Below are 18,921 nucleotides of genomic sequence, written 5' to 3'. Positions count from 1 at the left end.
TTTCGTCATTTGAAAGGGATCTCGCTTATGGAATTATCCGCCCCGCTTATGTTGGTGCTTATCGGCCTGGCGTCGCTGCTGGCGCAGTGGCTGGCCTGGCTGCTGCGTCTGCCGGCCATTTTGCCGTTGCTGCTGTTCGGCATCGTGCTCGGCCCGACGGTGCATCTGGTGCAGCCGGATCTGCTGTTCGGCGATCTGCTGTTTCCACTGGTGTCGCTGTCGGTGGCGATCATCCTGTTCGAGGGGGCGCTGACGCTGCGCTTCGAGGAGATACGCGGCCTCGGCGGCGTGGTGCGTAATCTGGTCACCGTCGGCATGCTGGTCACCTTTCTGGTCATCAGCCTCGCCAGCTGGTGGTTGCTGGATTTCCCGCCGGAGCTGGCGGCGCTGATCGGCGCGGTGACGGTGGTGACCGGGCCGACGGTGATCGCTCCGCTGATGCGCGTGGTGCGACCGAACGCCAACATTAACCAGGTGTTGCGTTGGGAAGGGATCGTCATCGATCCGGTTGGCGCCATCTTCACCCTGCTGGTGTTCGAGTTCATCGTACTGAAGCAGAATGCGGAGTCCTATACCCACCTGTTTTGGACGCTGGGCGTGACTGCCGCCGTCGGCCTTATCGCCGGCGCGCTGTTCGGCTACCTGCTCGGCCTGGCGCTGCGCCGCGTCTGGCTGCCACGCTACCTGCAGAACCTGGCGGTGCTGGCGATCATGCTGACCGCCTTCGGCGTTTCCAACGCCATCGCCGACGAATCCGGCCTGTTGACCGTCACGGTGATGGGCATCTGGCTGGCCAACATGCGCGACGTCGATACCAGCGATATTCTGGCGTTCAAAGAAGAACTGTCGGCGATCCTGATCTCGGCGCTGTTCATCATTCTGGCGGCGCGGCTCGACATCCAGGCGCTGTGGAACATGGGCTGGCCGCTGCTGCTGCTGCTGCTGGCGGTGCAGTTTATCGCCCGGCCGCTGTGCATCGCGGTCTCGACCTGGCGCTCTTCCCTGCATTGGCGCGATCGGCTGCTGCTGTGCTGGATCGCCCCGCGCGGCATCGTGGCCGCGGCGGTCAGCTCGCTGTTCGCGCTGACGCTGCAGCGCAGCGGCTATCAGGGCGCCGACCGGCTGGTGACCGTGGTGTTCGCCATCATCATCGGTACCGTGGTGTTGCAAAGCCTGACCAGCGGCATGATGGCGCGCTGGCTGCGGGTGCAGCAGCAAAAGCCGCGCGGCGTACTGATCGTCGGCGCCAACAGCGTGGCGCGCATGCTGGCGCAGGCGCTGATCAAGCTGAACGTGCCGGTGATCGTCACCGACAGCAGTTGGGAATACTACCGTCAGGCGCGTATGGACGGCATTCCGGCCTATTATGGCCACGCCTACTCCGAACACGCCGAGAACTACCTCGATCTGAGCAATATCGCCCAGGTGTTGGCGCTGTCGCCCAATCGCCACCAGAACGCGCTGGCGGTCTACCACTTCGGCCATCTCTTCGGCGAGGATCACGTGTTTGCCATCCGTTCGGGGGCGCCGCTGAAAGGGCGCGGCGCCAGCGCGGAAAGTTCGCGTTTCCGCCGGCATGAAATTTTATTTAATCAGGAAGCCACCTACGGCCGCCTGAGCAGCCTGCTCGCCAGGGGGGCCACCATCAAAGCGACCAAATTGAACGAAAATTTCGGTTGGCTGGAGTATTTGGAGAAACATCAGGGCGTTATCCCGCTATTCAGCCAAAAGGAAGACGGTTCTCTGCAACCGATTGGCGCCGGTTCCACGCCCGCGATGCCCTGTACGCTTATCGCGCTGGTACAAGATGAAAATCCCTCACCGTCCGTACGTTGACAGAATGGCAATAACCGGCTATTCCTAACAGCCTACTTGCGCACCCGGTGCGCAAGCCAGAAGAGGCGCGTCGCCCAGGTAGAGTGTCAGAGGAGCCGTTTCTCCGTTGACGGCACCCGAGGGGGAGCGACGCCGAGGTACGATAATGGCCGGCCATTATCGTATCGACTACAGGGGCTGAATCCCCTGGGTTGTCACCAGGGGATCGCCCACAGGGCGATCGACAAGGTGGGGCGCTTCTGGGTGTATCGTAGCCTGACCTCTACGCCTGCCCCCTGTTTACCGCTCTCCCCTTGTGCCAAGGCTATGGAATTACAGTGCCCCCAAACGGGCATCCCTGACACGAGGTTTCTACATGAACCAAGCAGTACCCCAGAATTCCACCGTGGTAGCCAAGTTCGGCGGCACCAGCGTCGCCGACTTTGAAGCCATGAACCGCAGCGCCGACGTCGTGCTGGCCAACCCGCAGGTCCGCCTGGTGGTGTTGTCCGCCTCGGCAGGCGTCACCAACCTGTTGGTCGCCCTGGCCGAAGGCTGCGAGGCCGACAAGCGCAACTACCAGCTTGATGAAATTCGTCGCATCCAGTACGCCATCCTCGATCGCCTCGCGGCGCCTGCGGTGATCCGCGACGAGATAGACCGCCTGCTGGAAAACATCGCCATGCTGTCGGAGGCCGCGTCGCTGGCCACCTCGACGGCGTTGACCGACGAGCTGGTCAGCCATGGGGAGCTGATGTCCACCCTGCTGTTCGTGGAAATCCTGCGCGCCCGCAACGTGCAGGCCGAATGGTTCGACGTGCGTAAAGTGATGCGCACCGACGATCACTTTGGCCGCGCCGTGCCGGACAGCGCCGCGCTCAGCGAACTGGCCCGGACGCAGTTGCAGCCGCGCCTGCAGGAAGCGCTGGTGGTCACCCAGGGCTTTATCGGCAGCGAGCCGAAAGGCCGTACTACCACGCTCGGCCGCGGCGGCAGCGACTATACCGCCGCGCTGCTCGGCGAGGCGCTCGGCGCTGGCCGGGTAGATATCTGGACCGACGTGCCGGGCATCTACACCACCGATCCGCGGGTGGTGCCGGCGGCCAAGCGCATCGACAAAATCGGTTTCGAAGAGGCGGCGGAAATGGCCACCTTCGGCGCCAAAGTGCTGCATCCGGCCACCCTGCTGCCGGCGGTGCGCAGCGACATTCCGGTGTTCGTCGGCTCCAGCAAGGATCCGGCGGCCGGCGGCACGCTGGTGTGCAACACCACCGAGAATCCGCCGCTGTTCCGCGCGCTGGCGCTGCGCCGCAAGCAAACGCTGCTGACGCTGCACAGCCTGAACATGCTGCACGCGCGCGGTTTCCTGGCCGAGGTGTTCAACATCCTGGCGCGCCACAACATCTCCGTCGATCTGATCACCACTTCGGAAGTCAGCATCGCGCTGACCATGGACACCACCGGCGCCACCTCCGTCGGCGGCAGCCTGCTGACCACCTCACTGCTGACCGAACTGTCGTCGCTGTGCCGGGTGGAAGTGGAAGAAAACCTGGCGCTGGTGGCGATCATCGGTAACCAGCTGTCGCGCGCCTGCGGCGTGGGCAAAGAGGTGTTCGGCGTGCTCGATCCGTTCAATATCCGCCTGATCTGCTACGGTGCCAGCAGCTATAACCTGTGCTTCCTGGTGCCGGGCGAAGAAGCCGAACAGGTGGTGCGTACCCTGCATCACAACCTGTTCGAATAAGTCATTATCCCTGATTGCGGGCGCAGCATGCTGCGCCCCTGCGTCTAAAAAATCCGTTCAAAACCTGCAGGGGTTCAGCCTGTTGAACCCGCAAAAAACACAACCACACCCATCGTTCTCAATCTGGCTAAGGAAAACCTGCATGTTGGCTCTACTCACGCGTCTCTTCCCCCTGTGGGCGATACTGCTGTCCGTCGCCGCCTATTACACGCCGACCACCTTTACCGGCATCGGCCCCTACGTCAGCCCGCTGCTGATGCTGATCATGTTCGCCATGGGCGTCACGCTGCGACTGGACGACTTCAAACGCGTGCTGGCGCGCCCCGGCCCGGTGGCGGCAGGCATCTTCCTGCACTATCTGATCATGCCGCTGGCGGCCTGGATCCTGGCGATGCTGTTCCGCATGCCGCCGGATCTGTCCGCCGGCATGGTGCTGGTGGGCAGCGTGGCCAGCGGCACCGCCTCCAACGTGATGATCTATCTGGCCAAGGGCGACGTGGCGCTGTCGGTAACCATCTCGGCGGTCTCAACGCTGGTGGGGGTGTTCGCCACGCCGCTGCTGACCCGTCTGTACGTCGACGCCAAAATCAGCGTCGATATCATGGGCATGCTGTTGAGCATTCTGCAGATCGTGGTGATACCGATCGGCCTGGGTCTGATCGTCCACCATACCCTGACCAAAACGGTGAAGCGCATCGAGCCGCTGCTGCCGGCGCTGTCGATGGTGTGCATTCTGGCCATCATCAGCGCGGTGGTGGCGGGCAGCCAAAGCCATATCGCCTCGGTCGGTCTGGTGGTGATCGTCGCGGTGATCCTGCACAACGGCATCGGTCTGCTGAGCGGCTACTGGGGCGGCAAACTGTTCGGCTTCGACGAGTCCACCTGCCGCACGCTGGCGATCGAAGTCGGGATGCAGAACTCCGGGCTGGCGGCCACGCTGGGCAAAATCTACTTCTCGCCGCTGGCCGCGCTGCCGGGCGCACTGTTCTCGGTCTGGCACAACCTCTCCGGTTCACTGCTGGCAGGGTATTGGTCCGGCCGCCCTATCAAGAAAAAATAAACCCCTGGAGGGACGCAAACAATTGCGTCCCGTTTCTTCCCTGCGAAATTTCGTATTTCCCACTGGTCGGATTGTCATAATTCCCCTCATCCCCTATCATCCGTGAAAAATAAAAATTCAGATTCTTCCTATCCATGCCGATAATGTTGGCAAGAGGAAGAGACGTTCTACTTTTTTTAATTAATTAAGTCACCAGGGTTGCCCGCCATAAAAGAAGCAGCCTAATTATTATTTAGATATATACCCACCGTCTTATTTGCTGCGGCAAATCAAGATACCTCGCAATGTGCATGTCGCTCATTATTTCGGGCCGGCCCTCGGCCGCCCGTGGTTAACCTCATGGATTGGGCTGGCTGCCCCGGCGGCCTCTCATAATGGATTACAATGATAAAAAAAATCACCGCCTTGACGCTGTTGGTCAGCACGGCCCTTTCCGCCGAAACCCTGCCGGATGCCCACATGATGCGGGATATGTCGATGGGCGAGTCGCGCCGCGCGCTGCAAGACAGCACGCGTGAAGTCAACCAGTTGATTGAGCAACGCCGTTACCAGCAGCTGAAGCAGCAACGCCTGCTGGCGGAGCCGGAGCCGGCCGCGCCCGCCCTGCCGCAGTCCGCGCAGTGCCTGCCGATCGCCGGCGTTTATCTGCAGGGCGTCACCCTGCTCTCGCCGAGCGATTTATCCGCCCTGAGCGCGTTGCCGGAACAGTGCATCAGCAGCAACGATATCAATCGCCTGACCCGTGAATTAACGCGTCTTTATGTGCAAAAGGGCTATATCACCGCGCGCGTGCAAATTGTTCGCCCTAATTCACAAGGAGAATTGGGGTTAAGCGTCACCGAAGGATTTATCGAGAAAATAGAAGGCGGCGATCGCTGGGTCAACAGTCGTTTATTATTTCCGGGGCTGGAAGGCAAGCCGTTGAAATTAACCGAACTCGACCAGGGATTGGATCAGGCCAACCGTTTGCAATCGAATACCACCAAGCTGGATATATTGCCCGGCCATCAGGTTGGCGGTTCGGTTATTCGTTTGCGCAACCAGCATGCCAAGCCCTGGCTGATTACCGCCGGCACGGATAATTACGGCCAAAAAAGCACCGGCCAGTGGCTGGCACGTGCCACCGCCACGCTGGACAGCCCGTTCGGCCTGTCGGACTTCGTCAGCCTGAACGCCAACAGCACGCTGGAAAACCCGGCCCACCGCTATAATCGCGCCTATACCCTGCTCTATTCGCTGCCGTACGGCGCGTTCACCTTCAGCGGGTTCGCCAGCTTCTCGTCCTATGAGAACCACCAGCAGCTGCCGCACAACGTGGTCAAACTGCACGGCCAGACCCAACAGTACGGTCTGCGCAGCGACTACGTGTTTTACCGCGATCACGATCAGATAGACAGCCTGAGCGGACAGCTGACCTACAAGCGCATCGATAACTACTTCGAAAGCGTGCGCCTCGAGGTCAGCAGCCCCACGCTGACCCTGGCCGAGCTGAGCGCCAGCCACCTGCAGATTCTGCCCAACGGGGTGTTCAGCGCCAACCTCAGCGTCGAACAGGGCCTGCCATGGCTGGGCGCCGATCGCCACCCGAGCTCGGTGCACCTCGACAGCCAGTTCACCAAAGGCAAGCTGTTCGCCAACCTCAGCCAGCGTCTCAAGCTGGGTGACGCCACCTATCAGCTCAACAACCTGTTCTATGGCCAGTACAGCCGCGACCCGCTGCCCGGCGTGGAGTGGCTGAGCCTCACCGATCGCAGCGCCGTACGCGGCTTCAGCCGCAGTACCCAGTCCGGCGACAACGGCTGGTATCTGCAGAATACGCTGTCGCGCAGCTTCAATTTAGGCGCCGCCACGCTGACGCCGCGCCTTGGCGCCGACGTCGGCCGCATTTTGCCGCGTCAGGATAACTCGGGCTGGCGCAGCAGCGCCGGGCTGAGCAGCGGCGCCACGTTACGCTACCGCCAGGCGCTGGTCGATCTGGAGGTCAGCCGCGGCTGGATTTTGTCGAACCACGCCACGCCCGAGGATCCGGTTCAGGTACTGGCGCGCTTTTCTTACACCTTTTAATCAGCAGTTTTGCAGGACCCCACGGCAATATACGGAGATACATGGATGAAAAATAATAACTTCAGACTTTCGGCGGCAGGCAAACTGGCCGCCGCGCTGGCGATAATTCTCGCCGCTTCCGCCGGCGCCTACGCCGGAGAGATCGTCGCGGCCAACGGCGCCAACGGCCCCGGCGTTTCCACCGCCGCCACCGGCGCCCAGGTGGTCGACATCGTCGCGCCGAACGGCAGCGGGCTGTCGCATAACCAATACCAGGACTTCAACGTCAACCAACCCGGCGCGGTGCTGAACAACTCCCGCGAGGCGGGGCTGTCGCAGCTGGCCGGGCAACTGGGTGCCAACCCGAATCTGGGCGGACGCGAAGCCAGTGTGATCCTTAATGAAGTGATCGGCCGCAACCCGTCGCTGCTGCACGGCCAGCAAGAGATCTTCGGCATGGCGGCCGACTACGTGCTGGCCAACCCGAACGGCATCAGCTGCCAGGGCTGCGGGTTCATCAACACCAGCCGCTCCTCGCTGGTGGTCGGCAACCCGCTGGTGGAAAACGGCCTGTTGCAGGGCTACAGCACCCTGGGCAACCGCAATACCCTGAGCCTCAGCGGCACCCTGAACGCCAGCGGCGTGCTGGATCTGATCGCACCGAAGATAGACAGCCGCGGCGACGTGATCGTACAAGACTTCACCCACCGCAACGGCAAAGTGACGCCGGCGGCGATCAACGCCATCAGCGGCCTTAACCGCGTGGCGCGCGACGGCAAGGTGCTGGCCAGCGAACAGCCGACGACCGCGCTGGACAGCTACTACCTCGGCAGCATGCAGGCCGGGCGCATCAACATCATCAACACCGCGCAAGGCAGCGGCGTGAAGCTGGCCGGCACGCTGGCTGCCGGCGACGAACTCAAGGTGAAAGCCTACGATATTCGCAGCGAAAGCCGCATTGAAGATGCCAGCAGCAACAAAAACGGCGGCGATAACTATCAAAATTACCGTGGCGGCATCTACGTCAACGATCGCAGCAGCAGCCAGAAGCTGACCCGCACCGAGCTGAAAGGCAAGAACATCAGCCTGGTGGCGGATAACCACGCGCACCTCACCGCCACCGATATTCGCGGCGAAGACATCACCCTGCAGGGCGGCAAGCTGACGCTCGACGGCCAGCAGTTGAAGCAAACTCAAGGTCACACCGACGACCGCTGGTTCTATTCCTGGCAATACGACGTCACCCGCGAACGCGAGCAACTGCAGCAGGCGGGCAGCACCGTCGCCGCCAGCGGCAACGCCAAACTCGTCAGTACTCGGGAAGACGTGAACCTGTTGGGCGCCAGCGTCAGCGCCGACCGGGCGTTGAGCGTCAAAGCGGCTCGCGATGTGCACCTCGCCGGGCTGGTGGAGAAAGATAAGTCCAGCGAACGCGGCTATCAGCGCAACCACACCTCCAGCCTGCGCACCGGCAGTTGGAGCAGCAGCGACGAAAGCGAAAGCCTGAAGGCCAGTGAACTGCGCAGCCAGGGCGAACTGACGGTGAAAGCTGGCCGCAATGTCTCGACTCAGGGTGCCAAGGTCCACGCCCAGCGCGATCTGACGATCGACGCAGATAACCAAATCCAGGTCGGGGTGCAGAAAACCGCCAACGCCAAAGCGGTGCGCGATGACAAAACCTCCTGGGGCGGCATCGGCGGCGGCGACAACAAGAACAACAGCAATCGCCGCGAAGTCAGCCACGCTTCCGAATTGACCAGCGGCGGCACCCTGCGCCTGAACGGTCAGCAAGGCGTCACCATTACCGGCAGCAAGGCGCGCGGCCAGAAAGGCGGCGAAGTCACCGCCACCCACGGCGGCCTGCGCATCGACAACGCGCTGAGCACCACCGTGGACAAAATCGACGCGCGTACCGGCACCGCCTTCAACATCACCAGCAGTTCGCACAAGGCCGATAACAGTTATCAGAGCAGCACCGCCAGCGAGCTGAAGTCCGACACCAACCTGAAGCTGGTCAGCCGTAAGGACACCGACGTGATCGGCAGCCAGGTCGCCAGCGGCGGCGAGCTGAGCGTCACGTCGCAGACCGGCAATATCAACGTCAAGGCCGCCGAGCAGCAGCAGAACATCGACGAGCAGAGAACCGCGCTCACCGTCAACGGCTACGCCAAAGAAGCCGGCGACAAGCAATACCGCGCCGGTTTACGCATCGAACACACCCGCGACAGCGAGAAAACCACCCGCACCGAGAACCGCGGCGCCACCCTCAGCGGCGGCAGCGTGAAACTCGACGCGGATAAGGACGTGACCTTCAGCGGATCCAAATTGGTCGCCGACAAAGGCGACGCCAGCGTCAGCGGCAATAAGGTTTCGTTCCTGGCGGCGGACGACAAAACCACCTCGAATACCGAGCAGACCAAGGTCGGCGGTGGTTTCTACTACACCGGCGGCATCGACAAGCTCGGCAGCGGTGTGGAGGCCGGCTACGAGAACAGCAAAACACAGGCGCAGAGCAGCAAGGCCGTCACCTCCGGCAGCGACGTCAAAGGCAACCTGACTGTCAACGCCCGTGACAAGCTGACCCAGCAAGGTGCGCAGCACAGCGTCGGCGGCACCTATCAAGAAAACGCCGCGGACGTCGATCACCTGGCCGCTGCCGACACCACCAGCAGCAACACCACCAAAACCGACGTCGGCGTGAACATCGGTGCCAACGTCGATTACAGCGCCGTGACCCGTCCGGTCGAGCGTGCGGTCGGCAAGGCGGCCAAGCTGGACGCCACCGGCGTCATCAACGACATCGGCGGCATCGGCGCGCCTAACGTCGGCCTGGATATCGGCGCACAGGGCGGCAGCAGCGAAAAACGCAGCAGCAGCTCGCAGGCGGTCGTCAGCTCGGTGAAAGCCGGCAGCATCGACATCAACGCCAAAGGCAAAGTGCGCGATCAGGGCACGCAATATCAAGCCAACAAAGGCGCGGTCACGCTGACGGCGGACAGCCACCGCAGCGAAGCTGCGACAAATCGTCAGGAAGAGCAGAGCCGCGATACCCGCGGCAGCGCCGGCGTGCGCGTCTACACCTCCACCGGCAGCGATCTGACCGTGGACGCCAAGGGCGAAGGCGGCACCCAGCGCAGCAACAGCAGCGCCAGCCAGGCGGTGACCGGCTCGATCGACGCGGCCAACGGCATCAACGTCAACGTGAAAAAAGACGCGGTCTATCAGGGCACCGCGCTGAACGGCGGCAGCGGTAAAACCGCCGTCAACGCCGGCGGCGATATCCGCCTTGATCAGGCCAGCGACAAGCAGAGCGAAAGCCACAGCGGCTTTAACGTCAAAGCCTCCGCCAAGGGCGGTTTCACCGCCGACAGTAAAAACTTCGGCGCCGGGTTCGGCGGCGGCACCCACAACGGCGAAAGCAGCAGCAGCACCGCGCAGGTCGGCAACGTCAGTGGCCAACAGGGCGTTGAGCTGAAGGCGGGCCGCGATCTGACGCTGCAGGGCACCAACGTCAAGAGCCAGGGCGACGTCAGCCTGAGCGCGGGTAACAAGGTCGCACTGCAGGCGGCGGAATCGACCCAAACGCGTAAGGAAAGCAAGCTGTCCGGCAATATCGATCTGGGCGCCGGCAGCAGCGACAGCAAGGAAAAAACCGGCGGCAACCTCTCCGCCGGCGGCGCCTTCGACATCGCCAAGGTGAATGAGTCCACAACCGAGCGTCAGGGCGCCACTATCGCCTCAGACGGCAAGGTCACCCTGTCCGCCAACGGCAAAGGCGATGACGCACTGCATCTGCAGGGGGCCAAAGTCAGCGGCGGCAGCGCCGCGCTCGAGGCGAAAAACGGCGGCATCCTGCTGGAGTCCGCCAAAAACGAGCAGCATAAGGACAACTGGAGCCTGGGCATCAAAGCCAACGCCAAAGGCGGCCAAACCTTCAACAAGGACGCCGGCGGCAAGGTCGACCCGAACACCGGCAAAGATACCCACACGCTGGGTGCCGGTCTGAAGGTCGGCGTGGAACAACAGGATAAAACCACCCACGCCAACACCGGCATCACCGCGGGCGACGTGGCGATCAACAGCGGCAAAGACACCCGTCTCGCCGGCGCGCGTGTCGATGCCGACAGCGTACAAGGCAAGGTGGGCGGCAATCTGCACGTTGAAAGCCGCAAAGACGTTGAGAACGGTGTGAAGGTCGATGTGGATGCCGGCCTGAGCCACAGCAACGATCCGGGCAGCAGCATCACCTCCAAGCTGTCGAAGGTCGGCACACCACGTTACGCCGGTAAGGTGAAAGAGAAACTGGAGGCCGGAGTGAACAAAGTGGCCGACGCCACCACCGACAAGTACAACAGCGTGGCGCGTCGCCTCGATCCGCAGCAGGACACCACCGGCGCGGTCAGCTTCAGCAAGGCCGAAGGCAAAGTCACGCTGCCGGCAACGCCGACCGGCGAAAAACCGCAAGGCCCGCTGTGGGATCGCGGCGCACGCACCGTCGGCGTCGCGGTGAAAGACAGCATCACCGGTCCGGCCGGTCGCCAGGGGCACCTCAAGGTCAATGCCGACGTGGTGAACAACAACGCGGTCGGCGAGCAATCGGCGATCACCGGTAAGAACGGCGTGGCGCTGCAGGTCGGCGGCCAAACCCAACTGACCGGCGGCGAGATCCGCAGCCAGCAAGGCAAGGTGGAACTGGGCGGTAGCCAGGTCAGCCAGCAGGACGTCAACGGCCAACGCTATCAGGGCGGCGGCCGCGTCGATGCGGCGGCCACGGTTGGCGGCCTGGCCGCCGGTGCGGCGAAACAGGGCGTTGACGGCAACGTGCCGTTCGTCAGCGGCCATGCCTCAACAAAACAGGCGGATGCCAAAGCCGGCGTGTTCAGCGGCAAATAACGCGCCTTTCCTGCACAACGCCCCCGGTTAAAACCGGGGGCGTTTTTTTACAGCGTGCTCGGGGTGTCTTCCCAGTCGCGATCGTCGTCCTTGGCATCCTGATCCAACACGTTGTAAGCCACCGCGCAGAACAGCGAGTTCAGGCGCTTCATGTCCCCCAACAATCCCAAATGCAACGAACTGGTCTCGATGCTCTGCACGTTTTGCTGGTGCAAACGATCGACGTGCGCGTGCGCGTAGCGGCGATCCAGAATGCGGAAGCGGTGCTTGGAACGGCGCAGGCGTTTGGCGCTGGTGACGTCGCCGGACAGGAACACCGACAGCCCCAGGCGCAGGTTGCCGATCAGCCGTTCGTGCAGCCCGTCCAGCTCCGCCAACCCTTCCGCCGAGAAGGCGCGGCGCGCGGCGTGCGACTTGGCGCCCACGTCGCCGGCCATGCGCTCGATGATGTCGCCCGCCTGTTCCAGGTTGAGCGCCATTTCGATGATCTCCGCCCAGCGGCGCGAGTCTTCCTCGCCCAGATCTTCCTTCTGGATCTGCGCCAGATACAGCTTGATGGCGGTGTACAGCACGTCGACGTCATCGTCGAGGCGCCGCACCTCTTTATCGACCCCCTGCTTACCGTGCAGCACTTCACGTTGCAGGATCATCATGTGTTCCACCACGTCGCCCATGCGCAGCGTTTCGCGCGCCGCATTGGCCAGCGCCAGCGTCGGCGTGTCCAGCGCGCTGGCGTCCAGATGGCGCGGCCGCATGCGCGGATCGTCGGCCGCTTCGTCGACGATCAGCCGCTCGCACAGCGTCGCCATCGGCCCGGCCAGTGGGATCATCACCAGGCAGCGGATCAGGTTGTAGAACACGTGGAAATAGATCACCAGCTCTTCGCTGCCGCCCGGCAGCTGAGCCATCAAATCCGCCAGATAGGAGACGAACGGCAGCACCAGTATGCAGCCCACCAGCTTGAACAGCAGGCTGCCGAGCGCTACGCGCCGCCCGGCGGCGTTCTGCCCGCTGGCGTTGATCATCGCCAGCAGGCCGCTGCCGAGGTTGGCGCCGATCACCAGACAGAGCGCCACCTTCAGAGAAATCACGCCGGTGGCGGTCAGGGTGGCGGTCAGCAGCACCGCCGCCAGGCTGGAATAGCTGACGATGGCGAACAGCGCGCCGGTCAGGGCGTCCAGCATCACGTCGCCGGTCAGCGACGAGAACAGCACTTTCACCCCGGCCGCCTGGGTGATCGGCGTGGCGGCGGCGACGATCAGCTCCAGCGCCAGCACGATCAGCCCAAGGCCGATCAGGACGCGTCCGATCTGGCCGATCCGCATTTGCTTGCGGCTGAGGAACAGGAAGACGCCGACCAGGATCAGCAGCGGCGACAGCCAGGAAAGATCGAAGGTCAGCACGCGCGCCATCAGCGCGGTGCCGACGTCGGCGCCCAGCATGATCACCAGCGCAGGCGCCAGCCCCACCAGCCCCTGCGCGACGAAAGAGGTCACCAGCAGCGCGGTGGCGTTGCTGCTTTGCACCAGCGCGGTCACGCCGATGCCGGAAACGAACGCCAGCGGCTTTTTCTCAACGCTGTCGCTCAACACGCGCCGCAGATTGGCGCCGTAAACCCGCATGATCCCGGTGCGCACGATGTGGGTACCCCACACCAACAGCGCCACGGACGAAAGCAGGTGAAGAAGGGTCAGCACGGAAGATACGCTCCATTAACGCCCGGCCAAAGGAGGCTGATACCCGATGCTTGTCACGCGACGCAGAGAGGCGAGCCAAAGGATGACGGGTACAGCGCGCGGTCCCGCCTGCCGGGCGTGGGTCTGGCAGGACAGCGGGCGGGCGGCAGACCGCAGAAGAGAAGGGTTAATGCGGCGGCGGGAAGGCCCCGGCGCCGCGCTGCGAAGTCATGCAACTTCCCGCAATACAACAGGTTCCAAGTGTAGCCCAATTTCCGCGCCGTCGGGCCGCAGGTCGGCCACCGAACGGTTGAGCACGTCAACCAGCAATTCTATCTCGCAAACCTGAATCCGATACCGTACCACATTCCCGAGCAAACTGTGACCCAGGATCACCCCACCGATCCCCTGCCCGGCCGGTAACAGGCCGATAGACTCGGGGCGGATCGCCACCTTGCCGACATAGCTGCGCCCGGTCAGTTGGGCGGCCTGTTCGGCGGTCAACAGGTTATAGTTGCCGATAAATCCGGCGGCGAAGGCGTCCGCCGGCTGGGTATACAGGGTTTCCGCGTCGCCGCTCTGCACGATCTGCCCCTTGTTCATCAGCACGATGCGATCCGACAGGGTCAGCGCCTCTTCCTGATCGTGGGTGACGAAGATCGCCGTCAGGTTCAGCTCGCGCTGAATGCGCCGGATCTGCTCGCGCAGGTGTTTGCGAATACGCGCATCCAGCGCCGACAGCGGTTCGTCGAGCAGCAGCAGACGCGGGCGAGTGACCAGCGATCGCGCCAGCGCCACGCGCTGACACTGGCCGCCCGACAGCTGATGCGGATAGCGCTTTGCCAGATCGCTCAGCTCCACCAGCGCCAGTACCTCCTGCACCCGCTGGCCGATCTGCCCGGCCGCCAGCTTCTGCATTTTCAGGCCGAATGCCACGTTGCCTTCCACCGTCATATTGGGGAACAGCGCATAACTTTGGAACACCATGCCGATGCCGCGCTTTTGCGGCGCCAGCGGTACCAGATCCTGGCCCTGCAATAAAATTTGCCCGCTGTCGACCGGTGTCAGGCCGGCCAGGCAGCGCAGCAGCGTCGATTTGCCGCAGCCGCTCGGCCCCAGCAGGGTGACGAACTCCCCCTCTTCGGCGGTGAAATCGATATCCTGAAACACCTGGGTCTGGCCATAGTGTTTGTTCAGGCGGGTGACGTTGAGATAAGCCATCGGGTTAGCCCTTGTTTTTATTCAGCAGGTTCGCCAGCCAGGTGACGAGCAGCACCACGGCGAAATAGGAGATGACCAGCGCGCTGGTGAAATGCCCGCTGCCGTTGCGCATATTAAACAGGTAGACCTGCAGCGTTTCATACTGGCTGCCTACCAGCAGGTTGGCGAACACGAACTCGCCGATCAGGAACGAGAACGACAGCAGCACGGCAATTGTTCCGCCCTTGCGCAGGTTCGGCAGCACCACCCACAGCGCCGCCTGCCAGGTGCTGGCGCCGAGCAGGTGCGCGGCGTCCATCAGATCGCGCAGGTTGATCGCCTGCATGTTGTTGCTGATGGCGCGGTAGATAAACGGCAGCGCGATGGTGAAATAGCAGCCCACCAAAATCCAGGGGGTGCCGAGCAGCGGCAGCGGATCGGCGGCGAACAGCTGCATCAGCCCCACCGCCGACACCACCGGCGGCACGGCGAACGGCAGCAGGATCAGCACGTTCATCACCGCGTCCAGTTTGGGAAAGTAGTAAGCGATCACAAACATCGCCGGCAGGATCACCACCACCGACAGCAGCAGCGTGCCGAAGCAGATCAGCAGCGAGTGCCACAGCGCCTGCAAAAAGCGCGGGTCGCTCCACAGCGCCGTCAGCCACTTCAGGGTAAAACCGTCCGGTAAAATGGTGGCGCCCCACTGGGTGGCCAGCGCATAAATCAGCGTCGCCGCCAGCGGCAGCAGCAGGATCAGCAGCAGCAGGCCGGTCACCGTGCGGTGATAGAGGCGTTCAGCACGCGACATGAGCATTCTCCATCCGATTATGAGCGCGCATTGAGGTAGCTCCTGCGCAGCATCCATTGGTGGATTACCGTGATAAACGCCATCATCACCACCAGCAGCATCGCCAGCGCGCTGGCCAGGTTCGGATCGAGGGAGATGTCCCCCGCCACCAACGCCGAGATGCGGATCGGGATCACGTTGAAGTTGCCGGTGGTCAGCGCGTACACCGTGGCGTAGGCGCCCAGCGCGTTGGCCAGCAGGATGACGAAGGTGCCCATCAGCGCCGGCGCCAGCACCGGCAGGCCGATATGCCGCCAGTAGCGCCAGGGGCCGGCGCCGAGCAGCGCCGCCGACTCACGCCAATCGGCGCGCAGCGCATCGAACGCCGGATACAGCAACAGCACGCCCAACGGGATCTGGAAGTAGGTATACAGCACGATCAGGCCGCTCTTCGAATAGAGGTTGAAGCTCTCCATCAAACCGTATTTGCGCAGCAGCAGCGTCAGGCAGCCGTTCAACCCCAACAGAATGACGAAGGCGAACGCCAGCGGCACCCCGGCGAAGTTGCTGGTCATGTTGGTGAACGACATCACGAAGTCATGAAAGCGGGTCTGGCCGAGCTGGCGAAGTGAGTAACTGCCCACTAATGCAATCAGCAAGCCGTAGACGCTCGACCACAGCGAGATCTCCAGCGAGAACTGAAAGGCCTGCAGGTAGAACGGCGACGTGAGGATATCGACATAGTTGCCCCATCCCCAGCCGCTGCTCTCGCTGAAAAAGCTGTGAACCGCGATCCACACCAGCGGGGCGATCTGAAACGCGCCGAACAGCACGATAAACGGCAGCAGGCACAGTGCGGCGATCCATTTGGTTTTGCTGTTCATCGCGCATCCTGCGCCAGCAGCGCCCGGCAGCGCGGCTTGTCATGCGCCGCCTGCAGCAGATCGCAGATCGTGCCGCACAGCTCGGTTTGCTGCGGATCGGCGTCGTCCAGGCTGAAGCCCGCGCCGAACACGAACAGCGGCACCTGGCGCTCTTCCGGCAACACCCCGCCGTGGCTGCGATCGTCGTTCATGCCGTGGTCGGCGGTGACCAGCACCTGATAACCGGCCGCCAGCCACTCGGGCAGGTAGCGCGACAGCGAGCCGTCGGCGCGCCGCGCCGCGTTGCGATACTGCGGCGAAGAGAGGCCGAAGCGGTGCCCGGCGTCGTCGATGTTCATCGGGTGGATCAGCAGGAAATCCGGCTGATGACGCTGGCGCAGGCTTTCGGCGTCGTCGAACAGATGGCTGTCGGGATAGCCGTCGTCGTAATAGAAATGGCCGTGCTGAATCGGCAGCTCGGGAGCGTCGGTGTGGCGGTCGCGCGCGGCGTCGAACGGCGTGCGGTTATACAACTCGCTGAACCAATGATACGCGGCAGCGGCGGTGGTCAGCCCGGCGGCGCGCGCGTAATGAAACACGCTTTGTTGATGAGAAAGGCGCGAGACGTGGTTGTGCACCACGCCGCTCTCCACCGGCGTGACGCCGGTGAGGATGCATTCATACAGCGGCCGGGAGAGCGAGGGCAACTCGCTCTCCAGCAGGTACAACCGCCCGCGTCCCGCCGCACATTCGGCCTGCAGATACCCCATGGCGTCATGCGCCACCCGGTAGTTGAGGCCGTCCAGCAGCACGAGGATCGTTTTCATGGTGCGTTAACTCACTGCTGCATAAACATAATGACGTTTTCCTGCCACAGGCGCGGCAGCGCTTTGGCGCTCTGTTCCCAGGCCGCCGGATCGGCGATCGGGTGCGCATTCTTGTACTGCTCGGCCGGCAGCAGCTTGGCCTTGACGTCGTCCGGCAGCGTCAGATGTTCGGCGCGGATCGGGCGGGCATAGCCGCGCGCCAGGTTGATCTGGCCGGCGTCGGAGAAGATGTATTCGCGCGCCAGCTTGGCGGCGTTCGGGTGCTTGGCGTATTTATTGATGATGGTGGTGTAGCCGGAGGTGATCGAGCCGTCCGACGGGATCAGCACTTCAAAACGGGTTTTGTCGATCTGATCGCGGTAGTTCAGGCCGTTGAAGTCCCACACCACGCCAACCTGCACTTCCCCTTTCTCCAGCGATGCGATCACCGGGTTACTCAGGCTCAGGCGGCCGGCCTTGGCCAGCTTGCCGAAGAATTCCAGGCCCGGCTTGAGGTTTTTCTCGTTGCCGCCCATGGCGTAGGTGGCGGCCAGCACGCCGCTGGCCGCCTGCGACGCGGTGCCGACGTCGCCGATGGTGACCTGATAGCTGCCCTTGAGCAGATCGGCCCAGCTGTGCGGGATGTCTTTCACCTGCTGTTTATTGATGATAAAGGCGATGGTGCCGGTGTAAGCCAGCGCCCAGTGCCCGTCTTTGTCTTTCGCCCAGTCCGGCACCTGATCCCAGGTAGAGGGTTTGTACGGCTGCGTTACGCCCTTCTGCACCGCCACCGGGCCAAAGGCCGCGCCGACGTCACCGATGTCCGCCGTAGCGTTGTTCTTTTCCGCATCGAATTTGGCGATCTCCTGCGCGGAGCTCATGTCGGTATCGACATGCTTCAGGCCGTACTTGCTCAACAGATCTTGCCAGGTGCCTTTCCAGTTGGCCCAGCTGTCCGGCATGCCGACGCTGTTGACTTCGCCTTCTTTCTTCGCGGCCTGCTCCAGCGCCGCCAGATCGGTATCCGCGGCCCAGCTCATCTGGCTGGATAACACGATGGCACTGGTTAACACAGAAGCGCACAAACGTTTCATAACTGATGCTCCAGGTGGTAGTGTGGGGATGGCTGGACTAGTCCAGCAAGGACCAAACCAATCTAACGGACGAATGTGATAATTATATGTCAGCTTAAAAAAGCGACAGTTTTATCACCCGTTGCAACGGCGAAAACGCGACGCTGGTCTACCTTAAGGAAGGCCAAACGCACTGAAACGGGACACCCGCTGTATGAGTGAAGCACCGACGACCGTCGCCACCATCTGCCAAACGCTGAGCGCCCGCATCACCGCCGGCGAGTTCGCCGCGGGCGGCAAGCTGCCCTCCGAACGCGCCCTGAGCGAACAGTTCGCCACCACCCGCATTACCTTGCAGGAGGCGCTCGGCCAGTTGGAGGCGCAGGGCGTCATCTACCGCCAAGTGCGGCGCGGCTGGTTCATCTCGCCTCCACGTCTTATCTACAACCCGCTGCAGCGCAGCCATTTTCACGCCATGGCGCAGCAGCAGGGGCGCGCCGCCCATACCGAAGCGATCGACAGCGCGGTCGTCACGCTCGACGCGCCGCTGGCCGGCCGCCTGGCGCTGCCCCCCGGCGCCGAGGCCTATCGCATTCGCCGGCTGCGCTACATCGACGGACGTGCGGTGCTGTACTGCGAGCACTACCTCAATCCGGCCTATTTCCCCGGCATTCTGGACGAAGATCTGACCCAGTCGCTGACCGCGCTGTACGCCGCGCGCTACGGCATTCACTACGGGCGGGTGCGTTTCGACATGCTGCCCACCCTGCTGCCGCAGCAGGCCGCCGCCATGCTGAAGGTGACCTACGGCAGCCCGGCGCTGTTCATTACGCGGGTGAATCGCGATCAGCACGACAGAGTGATCGATTGCGACCTGGAGTATTGGCGTTACGACGCGCTGCATATCGATGTGGAAGCGCTGTAAATGACAAGGGCGCATCGCTGCGCCCTTGAAGAG

Annotated in this window: 12 protein-coding genes and 1 riboswitch; of the genes, 6 read left to right on the top strand and 6 right to left on the bottom strand. The window is 62.8% G+C overall.

All coding sequences use genetic code 11. The annotated features are described in order from the left end of the window. Positions 1-27 precede the first annotated feature (27 nt). From WA302_RS15830 to WA302_RS15810, 5 genes are all read left to right on the top strand, one after another. Complete coding sequence (locus WA302_RS15830; RefSeq protein WP_004936687.1) at positions 28-1,836, top strand: cation:proton antiporter; 1,809 nt, start codon at positions 28-30, stop codon at positions 1,834-1,836. A 52-nt stretch (positions 1,837-1,888) separates the two neighbouring features. Further along, positions 1,889-2,083: riboswitch (Lysine riboswitch) on the top strand. Positions 2,084-2,191: 108 nt separating this feature from the next. Then, a complete protein-coding gene (gene lysC, locus WA302_RS15825) occupies positions 2,192-3,559 on the top strand; it encodes a lysine-sensitive aspartokinase 3 (protein WP_049296294.1) in 1,368 nt (455 codons plus the stop codon). A gap of 142 nt (positions 3,560-3,701) precedes the next feature. After that, entirely contained in the window at positions 3,702-4,619 is a 918-nt protein-coding gene (gene panS, locus WA302_RS15820) for a ketopantoate/pantoate/pantothenate transporter PanS (protein ID WP_043139645.1), read from the top strand. A gap of 384 nt (positions 4,620-5,003) precedes the next feature. Further along, complete coding sequence (locus tag WA302_RS15815) at positions 5,004-6,683, top strand: ShlB/FhaC/HecB family hemolysin secretion/activation protein (RefSeq protein ID WP_043139641.1); 1,680 nt, start codon at positions 5,004-5,006, stop codon at positions 6,681-6,683. Positions 6,684-6,728: 45 nt separating this feature from the next. Further along, on the top strand, positions 6,729-11,555 hold the full coding sequence (locus WA302_RS15810) for a hemagglutinin repeat-containing protein (RefSeq protein WP_336064497.1): 4,827 nt from the start codon (positions 6,729-6,731) through the stop codon (positions 11,553-11,555). Between the two features lie 47 nt (positions 11,556-11,602). Here WA302_RS15810 and WA302_RS15805 read toward each other — a convergent pair whose 3' ends face one another. From WA302_RS15805 to WA302_RS15780, 6 genes are all read right to left on the bottom strand, one after another. After that, positions 11,603-13,252 carry a Na/Pi cotransporter family protein gene (locus WA302_RS15805; protein ID WP_016930295.1) on the bottom strand — a complete coding sequence of 550 codons (1,650 nt, stop codon included), beginning with the start codon at positions 13,250-13,252 and terminating at the stop codon, positions 11,603-11,605. A 207-nt stretch (positions 13,253-13,459) separates the two neighbouring features. Next, positions 13,460-14,452: an ABC transporter ATP-binding protein gene (locus tag WA302_RS15800; protein ID WP_025304474.1), complete on the bottom strand. Its 993-nt coding sequence runs from the start codon at positions 14,450-14,452 to the stop codon at positions 13,460-13,462. Positions 14,453-14,456: 4 nt separating this feature from the next. Further along, positions 14,457-15,242: an ABC transporter permease gene (locus tag WA302_RS15795; protein ID WP_025304475.1), complete on the bottom strand. Its 786-nt coding sequence runs from the start codon at positions 15,240-15,242 to the stop codon at positions 14,457-14,459. A gap of 17 nt (positions 15,243-15,259) precedes the next feature. After that, on the bottom strand, positions 15,260-16,105 hold the full coding sequence (locus WA302_RS15790) for an ABC transporter permease (protein ID WP_016930298.1): 846 nt from the start codon (positions 16,103-16,105) through the stop codon (positions 15,260-15,262). Next, positions 16,102-16,911 (bottom strand): alkaline phosphatase family protein, encoded by an 810-nt coding sequence (locus tag WA302_RS15785; protein WP_043139627.1) that lies wholly within the window; start codon positions 16,909-16,911, stop codon positions 16,102-16,104. The genes WA302_RS15790 and WA302_RS15785 overlap by 4 nt, the downstream gene beginning before the upstream one ends. 11 nt (positions 16,912-16,922) lie before the next feature. After that, positions 16,923-17,984, bottom strand: a complete 1,062-nt coding sequence (locus WA302_RS15780; RefSeq protein WP_004936660.1) for an ABC transporter substrate-binding protein — start codon at positions 17,982-17,984, stop codon at positions 16,923-16,925. Positions 17,985-18,177: 193 nt separating this feature from the next. Between WA302_RS15780 and WA302_RS15775 the strand changes: the two genes are divergently transcribed. After that, entirely contained in the window at positions 18,178-18,888 is a 711-nt protein-coding gene (locus WA302_RS15775; protein ID WP_089196315.1) for a UTRA domain-containing protein, read from the top strand. The last annotated feature ends 33 nt before the right edge of the window (positions 18,889-18,921 follow it).

Source organism: Serratia sp. 201, assembly GCF_037027545.1.
Lineage (GTDB): Bacteria > Pseudomonadota > Gammaproteobacteria > Enterobacterales > Enterobacteriaceae > Serratia > Serratia bockelmannii.
This window is presented reverse-complemented; position numbering and strand designations above follow the sequence as displayed.

What these genes read in the sequence shown, in the direction of transcription:
- WA302_RS15830 (WP_004936687.1), top strand. Translation starts at nt 28, where the DNA reads ATGGAATTATCCGCCCCGCTTATGTTGGTGCTTATCGGCCTGGCGTCG.
- lysC (WP_049296294.1), top strand. Translation starts at nt 2,192, where the DNA reads ATGAACCAAGCAGTACCCCAGAATTCCACCGTGGTAGCCAAGTTCGGC.
- panS (WP_043139645.1), top strand. Translation starts at nt 3,702, where the DNA reads ATGTTGGCTCTACTCACGCGTCTCTTCCCCCTGTGGGCGATACTGCTG.
- WA302_RS15815 (WP_043139641.1), top strand. Translation starts at nt 5,004, where the DNA reads ATGATAAAAAAAATCACCGCCTTGACGCTGTTGGTCAGCACGGCCCTT.
- WA302_RS15810 (WP_336064497.1), top strand. Translation starts at nt 6,729, where the DNA reads ATGAAAAATAATAACTTCAGACTTTCGGCGGCAGGCAAACTGGCCGCC.
- WA302_RS15800 (WP_025304474.1), bottom strand. Translation starts at nt 14,452, where the DNA reads ATGGCTTATCTCAACGTCACCCGCCTGAACAAACACTATGGCCAGACC.
- WA302_RS15795 (WP_025304475.1), bottom strand. Translation starts at nt 15,242, where the DNA reads ATGTCGCGTGCTGAACGCCTCTATCACCGCACGGTGACCGGCCTGCTG.
- WA302_RS15790 (WP_016930298.1), bottom strand. Translation starts at nt 16,105, where the DNA reads ATGAACAGCAAAACCAAATGGATCGCCGCACTGTGCCTGCTGCCGTTT.
- WA302_RS15785 (WP_043139627.1), bottom strand. Translation starts at nt 16,911, where the DNA reads ATGAAAACGATCCTCGTGCTGCTGGACGGCCTCAACTACCGGGTGGCG.
- WA302_RS15780 (WP_004936660.1), bottom strand. Translation starts at nt 17,984, where the DNA reads ATGAAACGTTTGTGCGCTTCTGTGTTAACCAGTGCCATCGTGTTATCC.
- WA302_RS15775 (WP_089196315.1), top strand. Translation starts at nt 18,178, where the DNA reads ATGAGTGAAGCACCGACGACCGTCGCCACCATCTGCCAAACGCTGAGC.